The following is a 25619-nucleotide window of genomic DNA, read 5'->3' as shown; positions in this document are numbered from 1 at the left end:
AACCTCCTTGTTGTTACTCTGCAATTTGTGTGACTTGAATAATGTTTGGCAGCGTCTCAAGCTCTGTTAAAACCGCTGGGTCAATATTCTGATCCACTTCAATCGTCATGAGTGCTTCTTGCCCGACCTCTTTACGTGCCACTTCCATATGACCAATATTGATGGCAAATTTCGCTAACACATTGGCAACTGCCGCAATCGTCCCGTAGCGGTCGTTATGAACCACAAGAATGGCCGGGTGATTCCCTGAGAGTCTCAGTTCAAAGCCATTTAATTCTGTGATTTCAATTTTACCTCCGCCAATGGAAATGCCGATTAATTCAAGGCTTCCATTGGCATCTGAAATTTCTACTTTTGCTGTATTCGGATGCGCTGGTACCGCATCTTCTTCTTTAAACTCAATGTCGATCTCTTTGCTTTTTGCAATATCGATCGCTGTTTTGATTCGTTCATCAAATGTATCAAAGTCAAGAACACCGCCGATAATGGCTACATCTGTCCCGTGTCCTTTATACGTATCTTTAAAAGAGCCATAAAACGACACAACAATTCGTTTCGGTTCCCTTCCGAACAAGCTGCGAGCCACTCTTCCAATACGAGCCGCACCCGCCGTGTGCGAACTTGATGGACCAATCATGACGGGTCCAATAATATCAAACACACTTCTAAATTTCATAGGTCTTCCCCTCTCATCACCAATCACAGATTGGTTTGTTACTCCCTTTAGACTAATGGATTCATTCGATTCCCGCAACTCATTTCACCGATGAACACATAGTAAAAAAATGCAAAAGAAGAAGAAGGGCTTCATATGCCCTTCTTTCTTTATTCAACAGCCAAAATATATGAATAAAGCGGCTGTTTTCCATCGTGGACTTCAACTTCTACATCTTCAAATGTGTCTTCAATATATGCTTCTAAAGCTTCCATCTCATCAGATGATGCATCTTCCCCTTTGATGATTGTGACAATCTCATCATCTTCTGTCACCATTTGGGTCAAAAGCTCTTTTGCTGCATCTAATTGATTTTTAGCTGTTAAGGTGATTTTTCCATTGTATAGGCCCATATAGTCGCCTTTGGCAATGTCGACCCCATCAATTTGGGTATCTCTCACTGCAAAGGTAATTTGGCCGCTTTTCACATGATCAATCGCTTCTAACATCGCTGCTTCATTGTCTTCATTTGAAGCTGCTTCATTTAGAGAAAGAAGTGCCGACATTCCTTGAGGAACGGTCTTTGTCGGAATAACAACGACCTCACGACTTGAGACAGTTGCCGCCTGTTTAGCTGCCATGACAATATTAGAATTATTAGGTAAGATAAAGACGGTTTCGGCATGAATGCTATCAATTGCTTTGACAATGTCTTCTGTGCTCGGATTCATCGTCTGCCCGCCTTCAATGACGACGGATGCTCCGATACTTTTAAACAAGTCAGCAATCCCTTCTCCCATTGCGACACTCACTACTCCAAAGCGCTGTTTTTCAGCAGCTGTTGCTTTTGGTGCAGCAGGCGAGTGATCTTTTTCTTCATTGACGATCGAGCTATGCTGCTCTCTCATGTTTTCAATTTTCATATTGATCAAGCTGCCGTAGCGCTGTGCATATGATAAGACATCTCCCGGCTGCTCTGCATGAATATGAACTTTTGCAAGCGTATCATCAGATACCACAAGAAGTGAATCTCCGAATTCGCTTAATTCTTCTCTAAAGGCATTTTCGTCAAAGGACTGTTTGTCTTCTTCGAATTTCACCATAAATTCTGTACAATAGCCAAATTCAATATCTTCTGTGTTCATATGACTTTGTGCACTTTTATGATGCTCTGCACTCACTAATTCTTTTAATGTTGGCAAAGAGGCCGTTTTAGGGGGAAGCTCTTCTCCTCTTAATGAAGCAAGAAAACCTTCATATACACAAAGAAGTCCTTTACCGCCGCTATCTACAACGCCGACTTCTTTTAAAACAGGAAGGAGATCTGGCGTGCGGTCAAGTGATGCTCTTGCTTCCTCAATCGTTAATTCTAGTACACGATCGATTTGGTCTTCTGTTGCTGAAACAGCAACCGCTTTCTTTGCTGCGTCTTTTGCAACCGTTAAGATGGTTCCTTCAATCGGTTTCATGACGGCTTTATATGCTGTATCAACACCGGCCTGCAAGGCAAGCGCAAATTCTTTTGCGTCAATTGTTTCTTTTTGTTCTATATTTTTGCTGAAACCTCTGAAGAGCTGAGACAGGATCACACCTGAGTTTCCTCTTGCCCCCATTAACAGCCCTTTCGACAGAGCCACCCCGACCTTACCAATGTGATCGGTATTTGTTTCTTCAACTGCTTTTGCCCCTGAAGTCATTGACAAATTCATATTTGTCCCCGTGTCTCCGTCTGGCACTGGAAAAACATTTAACGCATCAACAATTTGTGCGTTTTGAGAAAGATGGTGAGCACCTGCAAGAATCATTTTTGCAAATGAGCGGCCACCCAGATTTCTAATAGACAATATATTTCCTCCTTACTACGGGTTCGTAACTTTTACTCCTTGTACATAAATGTTGACTGAGTCAACTGAAAGTCCAATCGTGTGATGAATCGTATATTTGACTTTCGTTTGAACATTATGTGCGACTTCTGATATTTTTGTACCGTAGCTGACGATGATGTACATATCAATATGAATGCGATCTTCTTTTTGACGCACAAGAACACCCCGGCTGAAGTTCTCTTTGCGGAGAATATCCGTCAAGCCGTCCTTTATTTGATTTTTGGACGCCATGCCAACAATACCATAGCAATCGATCGCAGCGCCTCCTGCCACCATTGCAATGACTTCATTTGATATATCAATTTGTCCGTATTTCGTTCTAAGTTCAATGGACACATTGGTTCCCCCTTTTTGAGAAATTGCCCTGAGTTATCACTATTTTACTATAAGACCCTTCTTTTTAAAAGAAATCATTCAATCCGACCCAATCCTACTTATACTATAGCCTTGATTTTTTATCAAGATGTCAAGGTATTTTTCTTGAAAGAGGAGCAAACAATCCTTGCAAACCCCTTGAAGCTGTGGTAAATTATTAAAGTATCTTGAGGCATCTCTAAGTACGTATATGAAGAATATGATGATGTTTTCGCAGTTAGGAGGGAAACAAATGGCACGTAAATGCGTTATTACAGGCAGAAAAACAAAAGCTGGGAACAACCGTTCTCACGCAATGAACTCTACAAAACGTACATGGGGCGCGAACCTTCAAAAAGTTCGTATTCTAGTGGACGGTAAGCCTAAAAGAGTATATGTATCAGCTCGAGCTTTGAAATCTGGTAAAGTTGAGCGTGTATAAGCAAGAGTAAACGCCTGCTACATTTAACTGTAGCAGGCGTTTTTATGTGGAAATAAAGGAGATTACTCATTAATCTTTCTTAAATGAACCAAGCATCGCACGGACAATGCCGCCAAGAAATCTAGGCAGTTTGATTGTATAAAATTTCATTTTGTCCCCCTCCTAAAAGTACCGCTTGCAGCACAATTGAGCTTAATCAGCCATCCACATTGATAGGTTGGTCAATCTTTGCTTCTTACCATTATTAATATGCCTTCATGAAAAGAAAAAGTACCATTTGAGTGGATGAGTTCGTTACTAATACATAGTGTGGAACCAGGCTCAATATGACAATTTTTCAGAGGATATTTGAAACCTTTTAATGTCAGCTTTTCAACCGATGTACCGAAGGGCAAAAACGACACATATTTTTTATCCGGGTCTTGTTTGATTTCGTATGTACCAGGTCCAAACATTTGAATAATATTTTGTTTATCTACAAGGTTCATGCTCTGTTTGTGCTGAATGCCTTTATAAAGGAGATGGATATTCCCAAGAAAATGATCTGCTCTTCCGCCTGTGATGCCGTAAATTTGAATATGGGCTGGATTCTGACGCAAAGACCAGTTCAGCGCAAGTTCTAAATCCGTTTCATCTTTCTCTGCCTGAAATAGATTGAGTGCAGGCAATTTCTTTTTCAGTTCATGAAGCTCCTCTTCTGTCACACTATCAAAATCACCAAATGCTCTGTCAGGTACAATGCCATGCTCTAGTAAGAAAAGGGTTCCCCGGTCTACGCCGATCCAGAGAATGTCCTCCTCAGATGCTTCATGATCAAGCGGCGGGATGTACACAAAAGGACCGCCGGCCACGATATGTATGTGCATGATTACGCTCCTCTCCATTGAAAAAGAACCAAAGATCACAATGACTTTGGTTCTTTTTGTTATGCTTCTCGAATGGCCTGAATGGCCGCCGTGCGGTCTTCTTTCCCATATACCGCTGAGCCGGCAACAAGTAGATTAGCGCCTGCTTCTTTGCAGCTCTTTGCTGTCTCTACATTGACACCGCCATCTATTTCAATGAGTAAATCAGTTAAGCCTTTTTGTTCACTAAGTGTCTTTACTTCTTTTACCTTTGAGAGAACAGCAGGAATAAACGCCTGTCCGCCAAAACCAGGGTTCACCGTCATGAATAAGACGAGGTCAACATCCTCTAATACATGCGCGATTTGAGAAACGGGTGTGTGCGGGTTTAAAACAACCCCTGCTTTGACACCTTGTTCTTTTATATGCTGAATCGTGCGATGTAAGTGTGGACACGCCTCGACATGAACAGAAATAATATCAGCGCCCGCTTTTGCAAATGCAGGGATATACTGGTCTGGCTGCTCAATCATTAAGTGAACATCGAGCGGCAGCTTTGTATGCGGCCTGATCGCCTCCACTACATTTGGTCCAAATGTCATATTCGGTACAAAATGACCGTCCATCACATCAATATGAATATAATCCGCTCCACCTTGTTCCACATCACGGATATCTTTCGCAAGATTGGCAAAATCGGCTGATAAAATGGATGGGGCAATATAAACCATGATTTAGTACCTCGGCTTTCTGTCTTTAATTTCAGTTAAAAACTCTAAATAATGCTGATAGCGATACTCTCTGATGCGATCGTGTTCTACTGCCTCTTTTACTGCACATCCAGGCTCTTTTACGTGCAAACAGCCTCTAAATTTACATTCTGCACTCTTCTCTCTGATTTCTAAGAAATAGAGCCCTAAATCTTCCGCTTCGATACCTGTAAATTCAAGCGAGCTAAATCCTGGTGTATCGGCAATGAGCCCTTCAGCCGTTCGAATGAGTTCCACATGTCTTGTTGTATGTTTCCCCCTGCCAAGATGGGAGGAAATATCATTTGTTTTCAGTGCTAAATCAGGACTCATCGCATTTAAGAGGGAAGACTTCCCTACACCCGATTGACCTGCAAAAACAGTAATCTTGTGATGGAAATACGGGGTCAGCTTTTCAATTCCATCCCCTTCGATTGTCGATGTTAAATGAACGTCGTATCCAATTTGGCGATAGTCTTCTGCATAGGCTTGAATCGTTTCTCGCTCTTGCTCTGTTTTCAGCAAGTCCATTTTTGTGATGCAGATAATCGGTTCAATCTGGCTCTCTTCAACAAGCACTAGGAATCTGTCTAACAGCGATGTACTAAAGGTCGGCTCTGCTGCTGAGAAAACGAGCACCGCTTGATCAACGTTGCTAATAGGCGGCCGAATCAGCTCATTGGTCCGCTCTTTTACTTCCAGCAAATAGCCTTCCTTATCGTTATCTGCTTGATAGACGACATAATCTCCAACAAGAGGGGTTATTTTGTTTTTACGAAAAATCCCTCTTGCTCTACACTGAATTACTTTGCCACTTTCTAAAGACTCATCCAGCACATAATAAAATCCGCTTAATGCTTTAATAATTTTGCCCTCAGGCATAAAGTCCCTCCTTTATTCATCATCAGGGTATTCAATCGTTTTGGAGCTTACTACTTTATCATCCACAGTCACCTGATAGTATCCTTTTTGACCAGGTTCTATCTTAAATTTAATCGTTCGCTCAGTGGGCGCAGTGATTTTAAAGGTTTCATATAAATCAGAAATGCTATGTTCTGCATCGTCAATGGATATTTGAACATTCATTTCTTGTCCTTCTGTTTCTGGTTCATATGGGATCGCAATCTTTTCAGTCACTGTTTTGGCTGGTTTCTCTTTTGGTCCAAGGGAGAACGTAATTTTAACCGTATCACCAGGTTTAACAGCTGTCCCCGCTCCCGGTTCCTGCTTCATGACCTCACCTTTTGGCACATCGTCAGAATATGCTTCTTTTTCATCTAGCTTTAGTCCATTATCCTCTAAATAATTTGATGCGGCCTGTTTACTATACGTCGTTAAATCCCGTAAGGTAATATCGGCAGGGCCTATACTGACGGTCAATGTGACTTCTTCATCTGCTGCGACAAGTTCTGTATTCGCGGAAGGTTTCTGTTCCATGACAATGCCTGATTCTGTGTCATTATCATTCACTTCCTCTACAACAACCTGTTTAAACCCTTTTTTCTCTAATAGTTCTTTTGCTTTCTCGACCTTTTCACCTGTTACATCAGGTAATTCGGTTTTTTCTTTACCTGTACTTTGATAAAGCTGAATTTCTGTCCCTTCTTTTACCTTTGTTCCAATTTTCGGGTCTGTTTTGACAACCAGCCCTTTTTCAATCTTCTCGTCGGCAATATCAATGGGTTCAGAAGCGACGGTAAATCCGGCTTTCTGCAAGGTGTCTTCCGCTTTTTCAACCGTCATGCCAGAAACATCGGTTACCTCTACGTCTTTTGGAAAGAGTAATCCTGGGAAGACCGTGATCGCTAAAATGGTCGCAGCCGTCAAAACAAATAAGATCGACGCTACAATCCACGGCCATTTTTTCCGTTTTTTCTTCGGCTTTTGTTTCTCTTTTTTCTTTGGTTTTTGAACCGGGTGGACGGCTGTTTTTTCATTGTCTTGATCGACTTGATGATCTTTTATAATAGGAATGGCTTTTGTTGCTTCATGATCTTCTTCAATGACAAAGCGCTTTTCTTTTAGTCTTGCAGGGTCAAAAACCGTTTTTAAGTCTTTTTGCATTTCAGATGCATCTTCGTATCGATAGAATGGATCTTTGGCCATCGCTTTTAAAATGATGTTCTCCACGCTTTGTGGTACAGAAGGATTCCACCTTCTCACAGATGGCGGCTCTGATTGCAAATGCTTCAGTGCGACACTGACAGCGGATTCTCCTTCAAATGGCATGCGTCCTGAAATCAGCTCATAAAGAACAATACCAAGTGAATAAATGTCTGACTTTTTCGTTGCAAGACCACCGCGCGCTTGCTCTGGGGACAAATAATGCACGGAGCCAAGAACAGAATTCGTATGGGTAATGGTCGCTGAGCTAAGCGCCATGGCGATGCCAAAATCAGTGACTTTGATATTCCCCAAGTTGTCTATTAATATATTGTGAGGCTTAATGTCTCGATGGACGAGCTGTTTCGCATGGGCTTCTTCCATCGCCGCAACGACTTGCTCCATAATGCGAACGGCTTCTTTTGGATGAAGCGGTCCATTGGCGTGTATGTATTCTTTCAGCGTCATCCCTTCGACATATTCCATGACAATATAATAAATGTCATCTTCTTCTCCTACATCGTAGATACTGACAATATTCGGATGATCTAAGCTGGCTGCTGATTGCGCTTCTCTCCGGAACCGTCTAATAAAATCATCATCGCTTGCAAAGTCAAACCGTAAAATTTTAATCGCCACTTCGCGATCTAAAATCATATCCTCCGCCAAATAAACGTTGGCCATTCCGCCTCCGCCTATGGCGCGAAGAATTTGATAACGGCCGCTGATCCTTTTTCCGATCAACACTTGCTGTCACCCTCCTCTGTTTGGGAGGAGATTTCTAACAGTACTGCTGTAATGTTATCTTCACCGCCGTTGTCATTCGCTGTTTGAACTAACTCTGTTACTTTTTCATCTGGTGCGGTTGTTTGCGATAAAATCTGAATCAAATGTTCTTCTTCTACTTTATTCGATAATCCGTCTGAGCAAAGCAAAATTTGATCTCCTGGATCCACTTCAAAAGTTCGTGCATCAATTTGAACGTGTTTATCCGTTCCTAACGCTTTGGTCAGCACATTTTTTCTTGGATGATATTCTGCATCCGCTTTTGAAATCTCTCCTGTTTTCACTAACTCATTCACTAGTGAGTGATCATCTGTTAATTGGGTCAGCGCACCTTCTCTTAGCAAATAGCAGCGGCTGTCACCAATATGGGCAATTGTGACCGTTTGCAAATGAACGAGCGCACAAACGATGGTCGTCCCCATTCCTTGGCATTCCTCATTGTTTTTCGCATGTTCGTATACCTGGTCATTAATGTCGCTAATTTTTGAGATTAACCAATTTTCTTGATCGGCTGGTTTATTTGGAATTGAAGATGTTTCCTGCCAGTATTCTTTTAAAGAAGAAACTGCCATCTTGCTGGCTACATCACCAGCAAGATGACCTCCCATTCCATCTGCTACAACAGCTAGAAGTGTGTCTTCTTTTGCTTCAAAAATACCTGCATCATCTTCATTATGCTGACGGACTTTTCCTGTATCGGTTTGAAAGGCTGCCCTTATCAACATTCGTCACCTCGTCTCTTCCTGACGCTCCTTCGCTCTTAGCTGACCGCAAGCAGCATCAATATCATGGCCTTGCTCTCGTCTAATCGTTACGTTTACGCCTCGTTCTTTCAGCGTTTTTTCAAATAGGAAGATTTGTTCTCTTGGTGTTCTCACGTAATCTCTTTCTGGTACATAGTTCACCGGGATGAGGTTTACATGGCATTTGATTCCTTTTAATAAATCAGCAAGTTCTTCTGCGTGATGGACTTGATCATTGACTCCGCCAAACAGACCGTATTCAAAGCTCACGCGTCTGCCTGTTTTTTGAATATAGTATTCAATAGCTTCCATTAATTTTGGCAGCTTGTATGCCTTATTGATTGGCATGAGGCGGCTTCGAATGTCAGTATTTGGTGCGTGCAGGGAGACAGCAAAGTTGATTTGCATTTGCTCATCCGCAAATTGATAAATCTTTGGAATGATCCCGCTCGTCGAAACGGTAATATGACGTGCACCAATATTTAAGCCGTTATCATGGTTAATGATTTTAAGGAATGCAAGCATTTCATCAAAGTTATCAAACGGTTCGCCAATTCCCATGATGACAACTGAGCTGACGCGTTCATCTGTTTCATCAAGCGCCTGTTGTACTTTCAATACTTGGGCCACAATTTCTCCCGCCTCAAGGTTACGTTTCAAACCGCCAAGTGTAGATGCACAGAATGTACAACCAATTCGACAGCCAACCTGTGTTGTGACGCAGACAGAGTTGCCATATTCGTGGCGCATCAGCACGGTTTCAATGGTATAGCCATCGTGTAATTCAAATAAGAACTTGATCGTTCCATCTTGAGATGTTTGTTTTATCACTGTTTTTAAAGTCGTGATGGCGAATTGATCTTTTAATTTTTCTCTTAATTCCTTTGAAAGGTTAGACATTTCATCAAAGGACGTGACGCGTTTTTCATAAAGCCACTCAAAAATTTGTGTTGCACGGAAAGGCTTCTCGCCTTGTTCCTTTAACCAGTCTTTGATTTCATTTAGCTCGAACGAGTAGATCGACGGCATGTCTGTTTTCAGTTCTTTTCTTACTTTTTGTTTTTGTTCTGTCATTTTTTATCCCTTCTTTCTCATGCTGCAAATAAAGAAACCATCTGTTCCGAAATAATGAGGAAGAATTTGTACACTTCCGTTTTGAACAAACGGAGCAACCTGCTCAGGCAGCCGTTCATTAAGAGATAGATCGGGGTCGAAGTCTTGGTGTTCTTGTAAAAACGCATGAATCACTTGTTGATTTTCTGTTGGATCCATTGTACATGTACTGTATACAAGGGTTCCGCCTGGCTTTAGCAGCTGGGCTGTTTCATGCAAGATCGATTGCTGAATTGTCGCAAGTCTTGCTGAGTCTTCCGAGGACTTTGTATATTTCATATCTGGTTTTCGTCTGATGACGCCAAAACCTGAACATGGTGCATCAATGAGAATACGGTCAAACGAAGCATCATCATAATGGTCGGATACTTTCCTTGCATCAAGCGCTTTTGCCTCAATATGCGTTAAGTTCAGACGTTTTGCTGCCTGTTTGATCAGTTTTACTTTGTGCTCATGTAAATCAAGAGACACAATCTTCCCCTCATCGTTCATTCGCTCTGCGATATGTGTTGATTTACCACCAGGAGCGGCACAGGCATCAAGCACCATTTCTCCCGGCTGAGGATCCAGCGCTCTTGCGACAAGCATGGAGCTTTCATCTTGGATCGTGACAAAGCCCTCTTGAAAGAAAGGAGTGGATACGATAGATCCTTTCATGAGTTTGAGTGCATCCTCAGAGAGATCGCCGAGCTCTGTCTCAATTCCTGCATCCATGAGTTCTTGCTGCAGTGCAGTGCGGTTTTTTTTCATTTGATTGACACGCAATGTCTGCTTTGGCGGGACTAAATGAATACGGCACATGCTTTCTGCTGCTTCAAAACCGTACGCCTCCACCCATTCTTGTACGAGCCACAATGGATGGCTTGTCTCTATTGAGAGCCTTTTTACCGGATCTTTGATCGCATCAAATGATGGCACGCCTTCTCTTTGCACAGAACGAAGAACGCCGTTGACTAGTGAAGAAATACCTTTATGTCCGCGCTTTTTCGTTAGTTCCACTGCTTCGTGGATGGCTGCACGATCTGGAATTTTTTCAAGATAAACCATCTGATAAAGAGACATCCGCAAAAGCTGCATCACCCATGGAGCCACTTTTTGCGGTTTTTTCACAAAGGGTGTGAGCATATAATCAAGTGCCAGCTTGTTTTGCAGTGTACCGTATACAAGTTCTGTTAATAGCGGTTTGTCTTGATCGGAGAGTTCTTTCTCTTTCATCACTGACTGCAAAAGCAAGTTACTGTAGGCTTGATTTTGTTCGAGTTTGATTAAAGCGTCTAGCGCTACTTCTCTCACATTACTTTTCTTCATTGATTAGCCCTAATTTCTGTCCAATTTCGATATTTGCGCCTCTTAAGAAGTCTTCACCGCTCATTTTTTTCTTTCCAGCGGGCTGTACACTCGTTAATAAAAGGCCTTGCTGATTTCCTGTTCCAACGACTGGTCCTTCTTTTTGAAGCTCAATCACTTTCCCAGGTTCTTCTGGTGCTTGAAGCGGAACTTTTTTCGCTTCCCATACTTTTAAGTTAGCACCGTTCCATTCAGTATAGGCAACTGGCCATGGATTTAAGCCGCGAACTTGGTTGTAAAGCTCTTCTCCTGGCTTGGTCCAGTCTAACCTTTCCTGCTCCCGCTTAATATTTGGTGCATACGTTGCTGCCTCTTCATTTTGCGGAATTGGCGAGATAGACCTGCTTAACACATTTGGAACTGTGTCTTTTAATAAGGCCGCACCAGCCACACTTAATTTATCGTGCAGTGTTCCGACGTTGTCTAATTCATCAATTTCTACTTCTACTTTGCTAATCATGTCACCTGCATCAAGCTTTTCTACCATATACATGATCGTCACGCCTGTTTTCTTTTTGCCTTGCAGGATCGCATAATGGATCGGTGCACCGCCTCTTAGTTCTGGCAGCAGTGAGGCATGAACGTTGATACAGCCAAATTCAGGTTCATCAAGTAATCTTTTTGGCAAAATTTGTCCGAACGCTGCTGTTACGATCAAATCTGGCTTTAACGCAAGCACTTTATCAATTTCTTCATCAAGACGTACCTTTTCAGGCTGTAAAACTGGAATGCCGTGTTTTAAGGCTTCTACTTTTACAGGAGGCGGCGTCAGTACTCGTTTTCTGCCTTTCGGGCGATCTGGCTGTGTGACGACCCCGACAACTTCATATCCTTCTGTTATAAGTGTTTGCAGCACAGGTACTGAGAAATCAGGGGTTCCCATAAATACGATACGTGCCATTTTCTTCACCCTTCCATTTCCGCAAGTTCTTTTTCTGTATAGGTTTGAATGATTTTCGACGTGAATAATACACCGTCTAAGTGATCAATTTCATGCAATAAAGCTCTTGCTAAAAATCCTTCTGCTTCTATTGTAAATGGTTTGCCTTTCTTATCAAAGGCTTTCACCTTCACATAATTTGGTCTTTCAACCGTTCCGTACAAAGATGGAAAGCTCAGGCAGCCTTCAATGTCTGTCTGGCTCCCTTCCACTTCAAGAATCTCAGGATTTACCAAGTCAATCCTCCCAGAATCTTCGCCGATATCGACCACGGCGATTCTTTTTGAGATGCCGATTTGTGGTGCGGCTAGGCCGACTCCATCTAGTTCAAGCATTGTATCATACATATCATCCAGCAGTTTTTTCAGTTTTTTATCGAATGTATCAACAAGCTCTGTTTGTTGTTCAAGCACGTCTGCAGGATGTAAGACTATCGGTTTGATTGCCACGAAAAGACCTCCGTTTTACATCATCATATATGGATTCATATCGATTGATATCATCAACTGTTTTTGTTCCATTTCTTTTTGATAATGATCTTGTATTTTTCGTAATAAACTTGCCAGTTCATTTTCCCTTTTGTATTTTATCACGCATTGATATCGATATCTATCTTTGATCTTAGCGATCGGAGAAGCAGCAGGACCGAGAATCCTTGTATTCGGTGCACAATTCATTTTCAAGAACTGAACAATTTTGTCTGTGACATGCGCTGCCTTCGTCACTTCTTCATGTGATACAGTCACCATCGCCAAAAAATAAAATGGCGGATAGGACTGATGACGACGGTGCAACATCTCTTGCTCATAAAAGGCTTCATAATCATGCTGTTTGGTTAATTCAATACTATAATGCGAAGGTGTATATGATTGAATAATGACTGACCCCGCTTTTTCATGACGTCCCGCACGTCCGCTTACTTGCGTGAGAAGCTGAAACGTTTTTTCACTTGAACGAAAATCAGGGATGTGAAGAGACGTATCCGCACTAAGGACACCGACAAGTGTAACATCTGGGAAGTCTAAGCCTTTTGCAATCATTTGCGTCCCAAGCAGTATATCCGCTTCTTTGTTGCCAAAGGACGTGAGAAGCTTTTCGTGCGCGCCTTTCCGAGAGGTTGTATCTACATCCATTCGGATGACCCTTGCTTCTGGCAATACCTTCGTCAGCTCTTCTTCCACACGCTGCGTGCCTGTACCAAAATAGCGAATATGCTCACTATGGCATTCTGGGCATTCTGCAGGTACAGGAGCTTCGTGACCGCAGTAATGGCACTTCAGCCGTTTTTGAAAGCGGTGATAAGTGAGAGAAATCTCACAATGTGGACATTGTTCCACATATCCGCAATCACGGCACATCACAAAGGATGAATAGCCTCTTTTATTGAGAAATAAAACCGCCTGCTCTTTCCTTTCAAGTACTTCTTTTAACCTGAGCATTAATTCTTCTGAGAACATGGAGCGGTTGCCGTTTCTTAATTCTTCTCTCATATCAATTAACGAAACGTGCGGCAGCTGCTGCTGATTGACGCGCCGTTTGAGCGTCAGCAGTGTATACACACCCTTTTTCGCACGCGCATATGACTCAAGTGAAGGCGTTGCACTGCCCAATACAACCGGACATTGGTGCCGCCCTGCTCGTTCAATGGCCACATCTTTCGCATGATACCGAGGCATTTCTTCTTGTTTATATGACGATTCGTGTTCTTCATCTATAATGATCATTCCTAGATTTTCAAACGGGGCGAAAACAGCCGATCTTGCGCCAACGACAAGCTTGACTTCCTTGCGGTGGATTTTCCGCCATTCATCGTATTTTTCCCCAGTCGATAAGCCGCTATGAAGAACAGCCACATTGGACCCGAAGCGCTCTTTAAAACGCTGGACCATTTGAGGCGTTAATGAAATTTCAGGAACTAGGACGATCGCTTCTTTTCCCTTTTGGAGGACATGATCAATCGTCTGTAAATAAATTTCGGTTTTACCGCTTCCTGTGACTCCGTGCAGTAAAAACGTTTCATGTTTGTCATCGCTCACTGCTTGATGAATGGGTTTTGCCGCTTCTGCTTGCTCTGCTGTGAGATCAAGAGGAGTAGACGGTGTAAACTCCCTATCCCGATAAGGATCTCGATAAATCTCTTCATAGCTTTCTGTTAACAGACCTTCTTGAATCAAGGCTTTTATCGTTTGAGAACTAGCACCTGTTTGCTGCTGCAAATCTTTTGCTAAAAACGTCGTTTCATTCGTTTGAAGTAAAAAGGCAAGCAGCGCCTTCTGTTTCACCGCATTTTTCTTTAACTGTTCCTGCTTTTCTTCAAGTTTTTCTTTCGTAACTGCTATCTGAAGTGTCCGCACCTTTTTCTTTCCGGATTTTTGTGAGACGTGATATCTGACTTCTAGATGGCCTTTTTGGACATGCTTTTGAATAGGCTTCAGCTGTTCAGGCGGAATGTCAGCGTAAAGGATGCTCTCTTGCTGACCGAAAAGCTCTTTCAATGACTGCGGAAGTTCCTCAGCTGATAACACCTGAATTTCTTTTTCATATTTGGCTTTCATCGCTGCTGGAAGCATCGATTGAAGCGCCGTAATATGATAGGACAATGTTTTTTCCGTCAGCCAGTGGGAAAGCTCCAATAGCTCATCTGTCAGAACAGGAGATAAATCAAATAAATCGACAATGTCCTTGATGTTTCCTGACTGTACGTCTGTTTCTTCTTTGATTTTTGTCACAAACCCTTGAATCTTCCTTGGGCCAAAAGGAACCACTACCCTCATACCAGCCTTGACAAGGCCTTTAAAGCGGTCTGGCACACGATAGTCAAATGGCCTGTCAATGGCTTTCGTTGTGACATCGACGATCACTTCAGCAATCATGCTCGATCACGCTCTTTTGGCAGCAGCTGTTTTGCCTCCTGTAAGATTTCAAAGGCAAGGTCTTTTTTACTCATCATTGGCAGCTCTTTTTTTGTTCCGTCTGCTTTGATCAATGCTGCGACATTCGTATCTGTGCCAAAGCCTGCGCCCTCTGCTGCAACATTGTTCGCGACAATCATATCTAAGTGCTTGGATTCGATTTTCTTTTTCGCATAGTATTCTACATCCTGCGTCTCAGCTGCAAAGCCGACTAGCACCTGATGTTCTTTTCTTTTCCCAAGCTCTTTTAAAATATCTTTCGTCCGCTTAAATTCAACCGCTAGTTCACCGTCTTGTTTTTTCATTTTATGAGAATACGTCGTGACAGGCGTATAATCAGCAACGGCTGCTGATTTAATCACTATATCTGCTGTCTCGTATACATCTAACGCTGCTTGATACATCTCCTCAGCCGATTCCACTTGCACCACATCCACATGCTCAGGCGCAGTTAACGAAACAGGTCCTGAAATGAGCGTGACATCAGCCCCCATTTGCTCGGCAGCTTCTGCAATGGCATAGCCCATTTTCCCAGAAGATCGATTTGAAAGAAAACGAACAGGGTCGATCACTTCTCGTGTAGGGCCAGCTGTGACCACGACTTTTTTACCTGAAAGCGGCAAGCTAGTTGGCTCATCAAAAAACGCACGAATGTGTTCAACAATTTTTTCAGGCTCCTCTAAGCGTCCTTTTCCAATGTAGCCGCATGCTAAATAGCCTTCACTTGGCTCTATAAACCGGTAGCCGTCTTCATATAAAGTGCGGATGTTCCGCTTGACAGCTGGATGGTCATACATGTGCACATTCATAGCCGGTGCAACCCATACAGGAGCTGTTGAAGCAAGCAAGGTCGTTGTGAGCATATCATCAGCAAGTCCTGCGGCCATTTTACCAATGGTATGTGCTGTTGCAGGGGCAACAAGAATGAGATCGGCCCAGTCAGCTACATCAATATGCGCAATGACTTTTGGATTGTTTTCTTTAAATGTATCCACATACACCTCATGCCGAGATAGGGCTTGAAAGGTGAGCGGAGACACAAACTCACGGGCAGATTCTGTCATAATCACTCTTACGTTTGCGCCTGCCTGTACGAGTTTACTAGTGAGTGCAGCTGCTTTATATACGGCGATTCCTCCGCTGACGCCGAGCAAAATATTTTTTGACTGTAACATTTGTTTGTCCCCCTTAACGGCCTTTTTCACAAATTCGTCTACAATTCAAAAAAGTCAAAACCAATCATAGTTTTGACTTTTTTGAACGTATCGTATCTGCATGGCAGAAGCGATGTTATTCTTGCTCTTCTTTTTCAAATGTCAAAAGACCAGCATCGATTTCTTCAAGAGCTTTCCCTACAAATTTGTAGGATTTTGTGTTTTCGATTTGTTGATCTTGATGGATTTGCATTTCACGTGCACGGCGTGCAGACACTGTGACAAGTGTATATTTTGAGTCAAGTTTGTTCATCAATGAGTCAATTGAAGGATCTAACATGGTTTATTCTACCCCCAGCATTTTTTTATATCTTGGTGCGACTCTGTCTCTTCGCAGGTGCTCTGCAAGGACGATCGCTTTAATTCTTTCACACGCAAGCTCGACATCGTCGTTTTCAACGACATAGTCATAAGCATCCATCATTTCAATTTCTTCTTTTGCAGCAGCCATTCGGTTACGGATGAGATCCTCAGATTCTGTCCCGCGTGTAATAATGCGGTTTTGAAGTTCTGAAAGACTTGGCGGTGCAAGGAAAATAAAGAGACCTTCTGGGAATGCTTCTCTTACTTGAAGTGCACCTTGCACTTCGATTTCAAGGAAAACATCTTTTCCTTCGCTCAATGTTTGTTCTACATAGTCAACAGGCGTGCCGTAGTAATTCCCGACATATTCTGCCCATTCTAACAGCTTTTTGTTTTCAATCATATGTTCAAATTCTTCCCTGGTTTTAAAGAAATAATCAACACCATTTCTTTCACCTTCACGCGGTTTGCGGGTTGTCACAGAAATAGAGTATTCAAATTTCGTATCTTCCTGGGAGAAAATGGCTTGTCTGACCGTTCCTTTTCCAACTCCCGAAGGTCCAGAGAGAACGATTAAAAGTCCTCTTTCTTTCATAATGGCGTATTACCCCTGCCCTTCATCTATGATTTCTTCTTTTACAGAAAGTCTTTGCGCGACAGTCTCAGGCTGAACGGCAGATAAGATGACATGGTCACTGTCCATAATGACAACAGCACGGGTTCTTCTTCCGTATGTCGCATCAATGAGCATGCCTCGATCTCTTGCGTCTTGTATCATTCGTTTAATCGGTGCTGATTCCGGACTGACGATCGAAATCATCCGATTCGCTGAAATGATGTTTCCAAATCCGATATTGATCAACTTTATGGTCATCTTCTAACGTCCCCCTGTAATATAAACGTCTCTAGTCTCGCCGAAAGAGACGCACTGTAAACAGCATACACAATGACTATTCTATATTTTGCACTTGTTCTTTTATTTTTTCAATAGCGCTTTTCATTTCAACCACCAGCTTTGTTAAATGGTGATGGTTTGCTTTTGATCCAATCGTGTTCACTTCACGGTTGAGCTCCTGTACAAGAAAGTCAAGCTTTCGTCCGGCAGCGCCGCCTTGCGTCAAAATTTGCTGGAACTGCTGAAAATGACTTTTCAGCCTGGTAATCTCTTCTGTAATGTCACAGCGATCAGCAAAGATGGCCGCCTCTGTGGTCAGTCTGCTCTCTTCAAGCGCCTCTCCGATCCATTCTTGCAATCTTTGATTCAATCGTTCTTTGTACTGACTCACAACCTCTGGTGCAAACACTTTGATTTCTTCTGTAAACGCCTCGAGTTCAGACAGCCTGAGTTCACAGTCTTTTTGAAGTGATGTTCCCTCCTGCTCTCTCATAAAGCAAAGCTCCTTGACAGCTTCTTCACAAGTGTCTATCAACAAATGCTCCAGCTGCTCATTTCGGCTAACTGACTCTTCCACCTGAACAGCCTGTTCCAGCTTCAGTAAGTCATGTGCATGCTGAATACCTGAAATATGATAGCGGTCCTCAAGGTCTTTTGCGGCTTTCATATATTCATCAAGCAGCGGCCAGTCAATCTGTAAAGACCGGCTTGCAAGTTTACCGCCTTCAATCGTAACAAACAGCTCAATTCGACCGCGCTGCACGTGACGAAGGATAATTTTTTTTAATGTATCTTCGAAATATAAAAGCGGCCTCGGCAAACGGGCATGAACCTCTTTAAAACGGTGATTGACCGATTTTAGCTCAACTGACACTGTCAGTTCACCATCCGTTTTACTCGCTTGGCCGAATCCCGTCATACTGCGTATCATGTGAAAACACCCAATTCTTTCATATTAATAAAATGAAAAAGGTAATAGCAGACACTATTACCTCAAAATTATACCATAACCAATTATTTTTTTCTTGTCAAAAGTGATCCTGCCAGTAAAAAAGTTGGCAATGCAGACATACCGATGATCAGAAGCCAATCGACTGGTGCGACCGCCACCGTTTTGAAAATTGGCTGAAGCGGCGGATAATAAATGACCACAAGCATCAGCAGCAGAGAAGACACAACAGCGCCGATCAAGTACATATTCCCGAATGGATTGCGTTCAAAAATAGACCGTTCACTGCGGCAGTCAAACACATGAATGAGCTGCGCCAAAACGAGTGTGCTGAATGCAACCGTCTGCGCATATTGAAGATTGTTCGGATCACGGTGATACACAAACATAAAGGCTAACAAAGTGGCAATCCCGATCAGAAACCCTCTTGATATGACCTTCCAACCAAGCCCTCTTGCAAAAATCCCCTCTTTCATGTTGCGCGGCTTTCTCTTCATGACATCGCCTTCTGGTTTATCCATTCCAAGTGCCATAGCCGGCAAGCCGTCTGTGACAAGGTTTACCCACAAAATTTGAATTGGGACGAGAGGCAATGGAAGCGCAAGAAGCATCGCAAACAGCATGACCAAAATCTCTCCCACATTCGATGCCAGCAAATAGCGGACAAATTTGCGAATGTTTTCATAAATATTCCGGCCCTCTTTAATAGCGGATTTAATGGTCGCAAAGTTGTCATCAAGCAAAATAAGAGAAGAAGCTTCTTTGGCAACGTCTGTTCCGGTAATCCCCATGGATATGCCGATATCCGCCTGTTTAATCGCTGGCGCATCATTCACCCCATCACCTGTCATCGCGACAATATGGCCATTTTTTTGATAGGCCTTCACAATTCTCAGTTTATGCTCAGGTGATACACGGGCAAAGACGTACACATCTTCTGCTGTTTGCTCCAGCTCTTTGTCGCTTAGCTGATCCAGAGCTTTTCCATCAAGCACCTTTCCTTGCTTCGGTAAGAGACTTAAATCTTTAGCGATCGCTTTAGCCGTTTCTACGTGATCGCCTGTAATCATCACTGTTTTAATGCCAGCATCCCGGCATTCTTTAATCGCTCGTCTCACTTCAGGACGAGGTGGATCAATCATGCCCTCTAGACCGATAAATGTGAGGCCAGTTTCTGCCTGCTGAACAGATGTGATTTTTTCTGTCAGGCTTACTTTTTTATATGCAATCGCAATGGTTCTAAGCGCTTGTCTTGCTAAACCTTGAATGGCAGCTTCTGTTTCTTGCCGGTGGGCCTTTGAAAATGATGCGGTGCGTCCGCCGTGCATCATATGACTTGAACGGTTCATCAGCACATCTGGCGCCCCTTTGGCAATGACATATCGCTCCTTCTGATTCGTTTCCACGACGACTGACATCATTTTTCTTTCAGAGTCAAAAGGGAATTCCTCCACCACTCGAAATCCCGCTTCGATGAATTGCTCTGTAAAACCCGCTTTACGCGCAGCGGTTAGAAGTGCTCCTTCTGTCGGATCGCCATCAAGTCTCATCTCACCGTCTTTTTCAACGATGGTCGATGTATTACAAAGTGCTCCGTATAATAGCACCTTTTGCAGGCTTGGATGTTTGTCTACATGGACAAGTTCTCCGTTTAAGGTAAAATCACCTGACGGCTCGTACCCAGTGCCAGAAATATTCCACGTTTTCCCCTCTGCCCATACATGTGTCACTGTCATTTTATTTTGTGTCATTGTGCCTGTTTTATCTGAGCAAATAATTGAGGCGCAGCCGAGTGTTTCCACAGCCGGCAGCTTTCTGACAATGGATTTTTGTTTAATCATCCGCTGCACACCTAGGGAAAGTGCGACAGTGACGATCGCCGGCAGTCCTTCTGGAATCGCAGCAACAGCGAGAGATACACCCGCTAAGAACATATGATACAAATCATGACCTTGCACCACACCAAGAACAACCACAAGCACAGTTAAAAATAATGCAGCAACAATTAAAATTTTCCCCAGCTGCTCAAGGCGTCTTTGCAGCGGTGTTTCCATATTACCTGCTGAATCCAGCATACCGGCAATTTGTCCCATCGCCGTATTCATCCCTGTACCAATGACAACCCCTACACCGCTTCCCCTCGTGACAAGCGTCCCCATAAAGGCCATGTTCGTCAAATCTCCAAGTGAGACATGATCTCGCGAGAGCGGACTCGCATGTTTGACCGCTGGGATGGACTCTCCAGTGAGGGCAGATTCTTCGATTTCCAAACTCTTTGTTTCTAGTAATCTGATATCTGCCCCAATTCGATCCCCACTTGAAAACTTCACAATATCTCCCGGCACGAGGTGCTTCGACGGGATCTTGACCCATTCATTGTTTCTCCTTGCATAGACATGAGGCGTTGATAATTCCTTTAGTGCTTGGAGGGACTTTTCCGCACGGCGTTCCTGATAAAAGCCAAGCACACCATTTATCAGCACAATCGCCACAATCGCCACAGCATCAATGTATTCACCTAAAAAGGCAGAAATAATCGTTGCCGCAAGCAGGATTAACACCATAAAGTCTTTAAATTGCGCTAAAAAAATAACGAACGCCGACGCCTTTTTCCCTTCCTGCAATTCATTTGGCCCATGCTTTTCAAGCCGCTTTTGCACATCTTTTTCTGACAGTCCGTCACCTATCGATGTATTCATTGTTTTTAATAAATCGGTTTGGTTCAGTTCATGCCAATTCATTTGACCTCGTCCACTCCTCTTTTGTTCTCTCTCTTATGCAGTGTTCTATAAGCCAGTTTATTCAGACTCGTCCTAAATCATGCTATAATAATAAGACTGCCTAAAGAACGAGAAAACGTAAGGTTCTTTCAGTAGATTTGTGTGAAAGAAGAGGGTGTATCCAACATGTCATTTGACGGCATTTTTACATACGGTATGACAAATGAATTGCAAGAAACATTAACTGGCGGAAGAATTTCGAAAATACATCAGCCATACAAGCATGAGTTGATTTTTCATATCCGGTCAAAGGGGAAGAATCATAAGCTGCTTTTATCCGCTCACCCGAGCTATGCAAGGGTACAGCTCACTGAGCACCATGATGATAATCCGAGCGAACCGCCAATGTTTTGTATGCTCCTCAGAAAACATCTTGAGGGTGGGTTCATTGAACGTTTTGAACAAATTGGGTTAGATCGGGTGATCGTGCTGCACGTGCGAAGCCGAAATGAAATTGGAGATGAACAAACCCGTAAGCTGTATATTGAAATTATGGGCCGGCACAGCAACTTGATCCTCGTGGAGGACGAAACGGAGCAGATCATTGACGGACTGAAACATCTTTCTCCATCTGTGAACAGCTATCGAACGGTGCTACCAGGACATCAATATCTTCTGCCGCCGGCACAGCAAAAGCTGAATCCTTTTGACGTGACAAAGGAAGATATTTTAAAGCATTTACGTTTTCAAGAAGGGAAAATCGCCAATCAAATTGTCGATACATTCTCTGGGGTTTCTCCGCTGTTTGCTAAAGAAGCTGTCCACCGGGCCGGTCTTGCCAATCAGGAAACGATTCCAAGTACTTTGCTCGAGATGTTTCAGCTCATTCAGGCGCATTCTTTTACCCCTCAGCTCACGAGAAAAGATGGGAAAGAGTATTTTTATTTATTAGAACTTCAGCACGTCGATGGTGACATGAAGACGTTTGATTCTCTTAGTGAGCTACTTGACCGCTTTTATTTCGGAAAAGCTGAAAGAGACAGAGTCAAACAGCAGGCGGCTGATCTTGAACGTTTTGTTGCGAATGAAAAAAAGAAAAATGAAAACAAGCTGAAAAAACTAACAAGAACACTTGAAGAATCTCAAAATGCGCACAAGTACCAGCTTTATGGTGAATTGCTTACTGCCAATATATATGCGATTAAAAAAGGGGATAAAGAAGCGACAGTTATCAATTATTATGATGAAGATGGCGGAGAGATCACGATCCCGCTCAAAACAAACAAAACCCCTTCTGAAAATGCGCAAGCGTATTTTACAAAATACCAAAAGGCAAAAAATGCAGTAGAGGCCGTAAATGAACAAATCAAGCGAACGCATGAAGAAATTGTTTATTTTGACGAGCTGATCCAGCAGCTGTCCTCTGCCTCACCAAAAGATTTAGAGGAAATAAGAGAAGAACTGGTGGAAGGAAAATATTTGCGTCCCAAACAAAAACGCAACGCCAAAAAGAAAAAGCCATCGGCCATTCAGCTTGAAGCATATGAATCTTCTCAAGGTGTTCCGATTCTCGTTGGAAAAAACAACAAGCAAAACGAATATTTGACCACAAAGGCGGCAGCTCGTGATGACATTTGGCTGCACACAAAGGATATTCCTGGATCACATGTCGTCATTCGTCACCAAGCGCCTGATGAACAAACCTTGCTTGAAGCGGCACAAATTGCTGCCTACTTCTCGAAGGCAAAAGAATCAAGCTCCGTCCCTGTCGATTATACGAAAATCCGGCATGTGAAAAAACCAAACGGAGCAAAACCGGGTTTTGTCACGTATGATCAGCAGCAAACATTATTTGTGACGCCTGATGAGGATGTTGTCCTAAAGCTGAGAAAATAAAAAAGAGCCGATTAAATCTTTAGATGAGATTTTATCGGCTCTTTCTTTGTCGTTTTTTCCTTTCTATATAGAGCTCATCCAGTGCATCTACGTCCTCTTGTTCAAGCAAGGTCTCAATGGCCGCAGCCAGCTGTTTAGTGCGGGCTGGGCTTGCACCACTCGTAGATACAGAGATTGTCACTTTTCCTGCCCTCACAACCTTTGGCACAATCACATTGCCAAGCTCTGACTGGCTCACACAGTTGACGAGCTGATGAGGAAGCGCTGATTGCGTCATCCACTCGTTTACTGAAGGATCGTCTGTAGCAGCGACAATCAAAAATGCATCCTTTACATCTTCCGCATCAACTTTCTTTTTCTTCCAAGTCAGCTGATATGTCTCAATAAGATTCGCCATTTCATCACAAATGTCAGGGCTCACAATGGTTATGCTGCATGGCTCCATGCATAGCGCACTCGTCCTTCTAGCCGCAATCCTTCCACCGCCGGCAATTAGCACGTGTTTATTGGTTAGATCAAGATGAACTGGAAGCATGGCTTTCTCCTTGAAAACGAAACGCATCCTCTTTGTTTAAGATCGTTTCCTGCACACGTTCAATATAAGCTGCTTTTACATGGGGATGAAACCCAATATACCGGCAGACACGGACATCTCGCAGCCGCTCTCTCGCCTGATTCGCTTCATTCTCAATCTCTTTCATTAAAATGCCGGTAAATAAAAGATAAGGCACGAGATAGACAGGCGTATCGTCATCTACTGTTAACTGTGCTAAGACGTCACGATAATTCGGTTCACACGCTGTAATAAAACACGGAAAAACCTCTGCACAAGGCAACATGCTTCGGACATCATCTGCAATGCCAAACACATCCCGCTTTACATCTGGATCAGAGCTTCCGCGGCCAATTAAGAGAATTTTTGCGCGCTCTCCCTTGTATCCTGCTTCTTCAATCCTTGCAATAACCGCTTTCGTGACTTCTTGGTTCACGCCTATAGGTCTTCCATATGTAACCTTCACTTTTGGGAAACGTTTTTGTACTTTCACAATCTCATCTGGAATATCTGATTTGGCATGCATGGCAGTTAAAAGGAGGAGCGGGACGATCGCAATGTGGGTTGCTCCTTTTTGTACGCAAGTCTCAAACCCTTCTTCGATTGAAGGGTCCGTCAACTCTAAAAAACAAATTTCTTGGATATCTGCTTCCACTAACGGAATACAGCTTTTCATAAAAGAAATGGCTTTATCCTGTGCTTCTTTTACCCTGCTTCCATGCCCAACATAAAGGACAGCTTGTTTCATTTGACTCCTCCTTGCGACCTTAGTTTTATTCAGACGAAAAGACACGATGTCCACACGTGTCTTTTCACCTTTGTTCTCATTTCTCAATCAGTGCTGGTTCAAACCAGTTCAACTTTTGATGAAAGTGAACGACATCTCCTACCACGATTAAACTTGGGTGCTCGATCCCTTCTTTTTCAACCGTTTTAGATAGTGTCGCCACCGTGCAGCAAGTCGTCTTTTGCCTTGTGGTCGTTCCCCAGTGAATAAACGCAGCTGGGGTTTCAGGATTCCGCCCATTCTTCAAAAGCAGCCGCTGGACTCTTTCCACGTTTTTGACGCCCATGTAAATGACAAGGGTATCAATCCCCGTCGCCAGCGCTTCCCACTTTTCTTCAAAATGTTCATCCTTTTGATAATGCCCTGTTACAAACGCAACATTCGAGCTGAATTCTCGGTGCGTGACTGGAATGCCTGCATAAGCAGCGGCTGCAATGCCAGAAGTAATCCCCGGGACAACTTCATACGGAATACCATGCTCAGCTAAGCATTCGATTTCTTCACCGCCACGGCCAAATACAAAGGGATCACCGCCTTTTAGACGAACGACTATGTTCCCTTCCTTCGCATGAGCAACAAGTGCTTCATTAATCGCTTCCTGTCTCATCGTATGATGATTCGGCAGTTTGCCGCAATAGATCAACTCCGCCTCCGGTTTGGCATGGGCAAGAATCTCTTGATTGACAAGACGATCATATAAAATGACATCTGCCTGCTGTATTGCCTTATGGGCCTTTAGCGTAATTAAGTCTGGGTCACCCGGTCCGGCACCAACAATGTATACTTTCCCCATCTTGCTTTCTCCCCCTGCCATCAGGCGATTATTTCGTTTTATCCTTTACATAATCAACAAGGCGCTGTTTTGACTCCTCGCGTGATAATTCACCTGTATCTAGGACGAGCTCAGGCGCAGCTGGCTCTTCGTATGGTGAATCGATTCCCGTGAAAAATGGAATTTCGCCGTTTCTTGCTTTTTTATATAATCCCTTTGGATCACGCTCTTCACACACGTTCAGATCACATTTCACAAACACTTCGTGAAATTCTCCGTCTTCGACTAACTGTCTTACGATTTGGCGGTCTTCTTGAAATGGTGAAATAAAAGCAGTAATGACAATCGTTCCTTGCTCAACAAATAATTTCGCCACTTCACCGATGCGCCGAATGTTCTCTTTTCTGTCGTCATCTGAAAAGCCTAAGTCTTTATTGAGTCCATGGCGTACGTTATCGCCATCAAGAACTGTCACTTGATACCCCTGTTCAAACAGCTCTCGAGCCGCTGCGTTGGCGATCGTCGATTTACCTGAACCGCTTAGACCTGTCAGCCAAATGATTCCGCTTGTATGGTTGTTTTTCTGTTGATATTCTTTTTTAGTAATAGATGAATCATGCCACACGATATGTTCGTTGCTCATGTCATATCCTCC

At 43.2% G+C, this 25619-nt stretch carries 26 protein-coding genes; 2 read left to right on the top strand and 24 right to left on the bottom strand.

Going from position 1 to position 25619, the window contains the following annotated elements; genetic code table 11:
• Positions 1-13: 13 nt before the first annotated feature.
• The 3 genes from sdaAB to NSQ11_RS07960 all read right to left on the bottom strand — a co-directional run bounded on the left by sdaAB (position 14) and on the right by NSQ11_RS07960 (position 2877).
• Positions 14-676 carry an L-serine ammonia-lyase, iron-sulfur-dependent subunit beta gene (gene sdaAB / locus NSQ11_RS07970; protein ID WP_008344864.1) on the bottom strand — a complete coding sequence of 221 codons (663 nt, stop codon included), beginning with the start codon at positions 674-676 and terminating at the stop codon, positions 14-16.
• A 149-nt stretch (positions 677-825) separates the two neighbouring features.
• Complete coding sequence (locus NSQ11_RS07965) at positions 826-2499, bottom strand: DAK2 domain-containing protein (RefSeq protein ID WP_270107960.1); 1674 nt, start codon at positions 2497-2499, stop codon at positions 826-828.
• Positions 2500-2514: 15 nt separating this feature from the next.
• Positions 2515-2877, bottom strand: coding sequence for an Asp23/Gls24 family envelope stress response protein (locus tag NSQ11_RS07960; protein ID WP_008344871.1), 363 nt, complete (start codon positions 2875-2877; stop codon positions 2515-2517).
• Between the two features lie 271 nt (positions 2878-3148).
• Between NSQ11_RS07960 and rpmB the strand changes: the two genes are divergently transcribed.
• Positions 3149-3337, top strand: a complete 189-nt coding sequence (gene rpmB / locus NSQ11_RS07955; protein ID WP_003212514.1) for a 50S ribosomal protein L28 — start codon at positions 3149-3151, stop codon at positions 3335-3337.
• A gap of 69 nt (positions 3338-3406) precedes the next feature.
• On the opposite strand, the gene spoVM is transcribed toward rpmB, so the two are convergent.
• The 17 genes from spoVM to NSQ11_RS07870 form a co-directional block, all read right to left on the bottom strand.
• A complete protein-coding gene (spoVM, locus tag NSQ11_RS07950; protein ID WP_008354550.1) occupies positions 3407-3487 on the bottom strand; it encodes a stage V sporulation protein SpoVM in 81 nt (26 codons plus the stop codon).
• A 71-nt stretch (positions 3488-3558) separates the two neighbouring features.
• A complete protein-coding gene (locus tag NSQ11_RS07945) occupies positions 3559-4203 on the bottom strand; it encodes a thiamine diphosphokinase (protein ID WP_050827256.1) in 645 nt (214 codons plus the stop codon).
• Positions 4204-4262: 59 nt separating this feature from the next.
• On the bottom strand, positions 4263-4913 hold the full coding sequence (rpe, locus tag NSQ11_RS07940) for a ribulose-phosphate 3-epimerase (RefSeq protein ID WP_050827255.1): 651 nt from the start codon (positions 4911-4913) through the stop codon (positions 4263-4265).
• Between the two features lie 3 nt (positions 4914-4916).
• The gene (rsgA, locus tag NSQ11_RS07935; protein ID WP_041090545.1) at positions 4917-5813 is read right to left on the bottom strand and encodes a ribosome small subunit-dependent GTPase A; all 897 of its coding nucleotides are present in this window, start codon (positions 5811-5813) and stop codon (positions 4917-4919) included.
• 12 nt (positions 5814-5825) lie between these two features.
• Positions 5826-7781, bottom strand: a complete 1956-nt coding sequence (gene pknB / locus NSQ11_RS07930) for a Stk1 family PASTA domain-containing Ser/Thr kinase (RefSeq protein ID WP_342501328.1) — start codon at positions 7779-7781, stop codon at positions 5826-5828.
• On the bottom strand, positions 7775-8545 hold the full coding sequence (locus tag NSQ11_RS07925; protein WP_034647887.1) for a Stp1/IreP family PP2C-type Ser/Thr phosphatase: 771 nt from the start codon (positions 8543-8545) through the stop codon (positions 7775-7777). The genes pknB and NSQ11_RS07925 overlap by 7 nt, the downstream gene beginning before the upstream one ends.
• A gap of 3 nt (positions 8546-8548) precedes the next feature.
• Positions 8549-9637, bottom strand: a complete 1089-nt coding sequence (gene rlmN, locus NSQ11_RS07920) for a 23S rRNA (adenine(2503)-C(2))-methyltransferase RlmN (protein ID WP_007499669.1) — start codon at positions 9635-9637, stop codon at positions 8549-8551.
• Between the two features lie 3 nt (positions 9638-9640).
• On the bottom strand, positions 9641-10984 hold the full coding sequence (gene rsmB, locus NSQ11_RS07915; RefSeq protein WP_254505756.1) for a 16S rRNA (cytosine(967)-C(5))-methyltransferase RsmB: 1344 nt from the start codon (positions 10982-10984) through the stop codon (positions 9641-9643).
• Positions 10971-11924, bottom strand: coding sequence for a methionyl-tRNA formyltransferase (fmt, locus tag NSQ11_RS07910; protein WP_017359336.1), 954 nt, complete (start codon positions 11922-11924; stop codon positions 10971-10973). The genes rsmB and fmt overlap by 14 nt, the downstream gene beginning before the upstream one ends.
• A gap of 5 nt (positions 11925-11929) precedes the next feature.
• Entirely contained in the window at positions 11930-12412 is a 483-nt protein-coding gene (def, locus tag NSQ11_RS07905; RefSeq protein WP_017359337.1) for a peptide deformylase, read from the bottom strand.
• A 15-nt stretch (positions 12413-12427) separates the two neighbouring features.
• On the bottom strand, positions 12428-14836 hold the full coding sequence (priA, locus tag NSQ11_RS07900) for a primosomal protein N' (protein ID WP_017359338.1): 2409 nt from the start codon (positions 14834-14836) through the stop codon (positions 12428-12430).
• Positions 14833-16050, bottom strand: coding sequence for a bifunctional phosphopantothenoylcysteine decarboxylase/phosphopantothenate--cysteine ligase CoaBC (gene coaBC / locus NSQ11_RS07895; protein ID WP_048002840.1), 1218 nt, complete (start codon positions 16048-16050; stop codon positions 14833-14835). Before coaBC ends, priA begins: the two co-directional genes overlap by 4 nt.
• A 115-nt stretch (positions 16051-16165) precedes the next feature.
• Positions 16166-16369 carry a DNA-directed RNA polymerase subunit omega gene (rpoZ, locus tag NSQ11_RS07890; RefSeq protein ID WP_008344896.1) on the bottom strand — a complete coding sequence of 68 codons (204 nt, stop codon included), beginning with the start codon at positions 16367-16369 and terminating at the stop codon, positions 16166-16168.
• 3 nt (positions 16370-16372) lie between these two features.
• A complete protein-coding gene (gene gmk / locus NSQ11_RS07885; protein WP_007499680.1) occupies positions 16373-16987 on the bottom strand; it encodes a guanylate kinase in 615 nt (204 codons plus the stop codon).
• A 9-nt stretch (positions 16988-16996) separates the two neighbouring features.
• Entirely contained in the window at positions 16997-17266 is a 270-nt protein-coding gene (remA, locus tag NSQ11_RS07880; RefSeq protein WP_008344898.1) for an extracellular matrix/biofilm regulator RemA, read from the bottom strand.
• A 76-nt stretch (positions 17267-17342) separates the two neighbouring features.
• Positions 17343-18218, bottom strand: coding sequence for a YicC/YloC family endoribonuclease (locus NSQ11_RS07875; RefSeq protein ID WP_007499682.1), 876 nt, complete (start codon positions 18216-18218; stop codon positions 17343-17345).
• A gap of 83 nt (positions 18219-18301) precedes the next feature.
• Positions 18302-20977, bottom strand: coding sequence for a calcium-translocating P-type ATPase, SERCA-type (locus tag NSQ11_RS07870; RefSeq protein ID WP_007499684.1), 2676 nt, complete (start codon positions 20975-20977; stop codon positions 18302-18304).
• Between the two features lie 165 nt (positions 20978-21142).
• Here NSQ11_RS07870 and NSQ11_RS07865 point away from each other — a divergent pair, with 165 nt between their 5' ends.
• Complete coding sequence (locus tag NSQ11_RS07865) at positions 21143-22852, top strand: NFACT RNA binding domain-containing protein (RefSeq protein WP_099496500.1); 1710 nt, start codon at positions 21143-21145, stop codon at positions 22850-22852.
• 31 nt (positions 22853-22883) lie between these two features.
• Here NSQ11_RS07865 and NSQ11_RS07860 read toward each other — a convergent pair whose 3' ends face one another.
• From NSQ11_RS07860 to cysC, 4 genes are all read right to left on the bottom strand, one after another.
• Complete coding sequence (locus NSQ11_RS07860) at positions 22884-23387, bottom strand: NAD(P)-dependent oxidoreductase (RefSeq protein WP_057079569.1); 504 nt, start codon at positions 23385-23387, stop codon at positions 22884-22886.
• Positions 23368-24153, bottom strand: coding sequence for a sirohydrochlorin chelatase (locus NSQ11_RS07855; protein WP_099496499.1), 786 nt, complete (start codon positions 24151-24153; stop codon positions 23368-23370). The genes NSQ11_RS07860 and NSQ11_RS07855 overlap by 20 nt, the downstream gene beginning before the upstream one ends.
• Before the next feature lie 76 nt (positions 24154-24229).
• A complete protein-coding gene (cobA, locus tag NSQ11_RS07850; RefSeq protein WP_024720329.1) occupies positions 24230-24985 on the bottom strand; it encodes a uroporphyrinogen-III C-methyltransferase in 756 nt (251 codons plus the stop codon).
• Positions 24986-25013: 28 nt separating this feature from the next.
• Entirely contained in the window at positions 25014-25607 is a 594-nt protein-coding gene (gene cysC / locus NSQ11_RS07845) for an adenylyl-sulfate kinase (RefSeq protein ID WP_008344911.1), read from the bottom strand.
• Between the last annotated feature and the right edge of the window lie 12 nt (positions 25608-25619).

The sequence above is a fragment of the Bacillus sp. FSL W7-1582 genome (assembly GCF_038593325.1).
Classification (GTDB): domain Bacteria; phylum Bacillota; class Bacilli; order Bacillales; family Bacillaceae; genus Bacillus; species Bacillus altitudinis.
The sequence above is the reverse complement of the archived record's forward strand: the minus strand, read 5'-3'. Positions and strand labels throughout refer to the sequence as shown.

Excerpts from the sequence above, each read along its gene's own strand:
- sdaAB (WP_008344864.1), bottom strand. The coding sequence starts at position 676 with ATGAAATTTAGAAGTGTGTTTGATATTATTGGACCCGTCATGATTGGT.
- rpmB (WP_003212514.1), top strand. The coding sequence starts at position 3,149 with ATGGCACGTAAATGCGTTATTACAGGCAGAAAAACAAAAGCTGGGAAC.
- spoVM (WP_008354550.1), bottom strand. The coding sequence starts at position 3,487 with ATGAAATTTTATACAATCAAACTGCCTAGATTTCTTGGCGGCATTGTC.
- NSQ11_RS07945 (WP_050827256.1), bottom strand. The coding sequence starts at position 4,203 with ATGCACATACATATCGTGGCCGGCGGTCCTTTTGTGTACATCCCGCCG.
- rpe (WP_050827255.1), bottom strand. The coding sequence starts at position 4,913 with ATGGTTTATATTGCCCCATCCATTTTATCAGCCGATTTTGCCAATCTT.
- rsgA (WP_041090545.1), bottom strand. The coding sequence starts at position 5,813 with ATGCCTGAGGGCAAAATTATTAAAGCATTAAGCGGATTTTATTATGTG.
- NSQ11_RS07925 (WP_034647887.1), bottom strand. The coding sequence starts at position 8,545 with ATGTTGATAAGGGCAGCCTTTCAAACCGATACAGGAAAAGTCCGTCAG.
- rlmN (WP_007499669.1), bottom strand. The coding sequence starts at position 9,637 with ATGACAGAACAAAAACAAAAAGTAAGAAAAGAACTGAAAACAGACATG.
- rsmB (WP_254505756.1), bottom strand. The coding sequence starts at position 10,984 with ATGAAGAAAAGTAATGTGAGAGAAGTAGCGCTAGACGCTTTAATCAAA.
- fmt (WP_017359336.1), bottom strand. The coding sequence starts at position 11,924 with ATGGCACGTATCGTATTTATGGGAACCCCTGATTTCTCAGTACCTGTG.
- priA (WP_017359338.1), bottom strand. The coding sequence starts at position 14,836 with ATGATTGCTGAAGTGATCGTCGATGTCACAACGAAAGCCATTGACAGG.
- coaBC (WP_048002840.1), bottom strand. The coding sequence starts at position 16,050 with ATGTTACAGTCAAAAAATATTTTGCTCGGCGTCAGCGGAGGAATCGCC.
- rpoZ (WP_008344896.1), bottom strand. The coding sequence starts at position 16,369 with ATGTTAGATCCTTCAATTGACTCATTGATGAACAAACTTGACTCAAAA.
- gmk (WP_007499680.1), bottom strand. The coding sequence starts at position 16,987 with ATGAAAGAAAGAGGACTTTTAATCGTTCTCTCTGGACCTTCGGGAGTT.
- remA (WP_008344898.1), bottom strand. The coding sequence starts at position 17,266 with ATGACCATAAAGTTGATCAATATCGGATTTGGAAACATCATTTCAGCG.
- NSQ11_RS07875 (WP_007499682.1), bottom strand. The coding sequence starts at position 18,218 with ATGATACGCAGTATGACGGGATTCGGCCAAGCGAGTAAAACGGATGGT.
- NSQ11_RS07870 (WP_007499684.1), bottom strand. The coding sequence starts at position 20,977 with ATGAATTGGCATGAACTGAACCAAACCGATTTATTAAAAACAATGAAT.
- NSQ11_RS07865 (WP_099496500.1), top strand. The coding sequence starts at position 21,143 with ATGTCATTTGACGGCATTTTTACATACGGTATGACAAATGAATTGCAA.
- NSQ11_RS07860 (WP_057079569.1), bottom strand. The coding sequence starts at position 23,387 with ATGCTTCCAGTTCATCTTGATCTAACCAATAAACACGTGCTAATTGCC.
- NSQ11_RS07855 (WP_099496499.1), bottom strand. The coding sequence starts at position 24,153 with ATGAAACAAGCTGTCCTTTATGTTGGGCATGGAAGCAGGGTAAAAGAA.
- cobA (WP_024720329.1), bottom strand. The coding sequence starts at position 24,985 with ATGGGGAAAGTATACATTGTTGGTGCCGGACCGGGTGACCCAGACTTA.
- cysC (WP_008344911.1), bottom strand. The coding sequence starts at position 25,607 with ATGAGCAACGAACATATCGTGTGGCATGATTCATCTATTACTAAAAAA.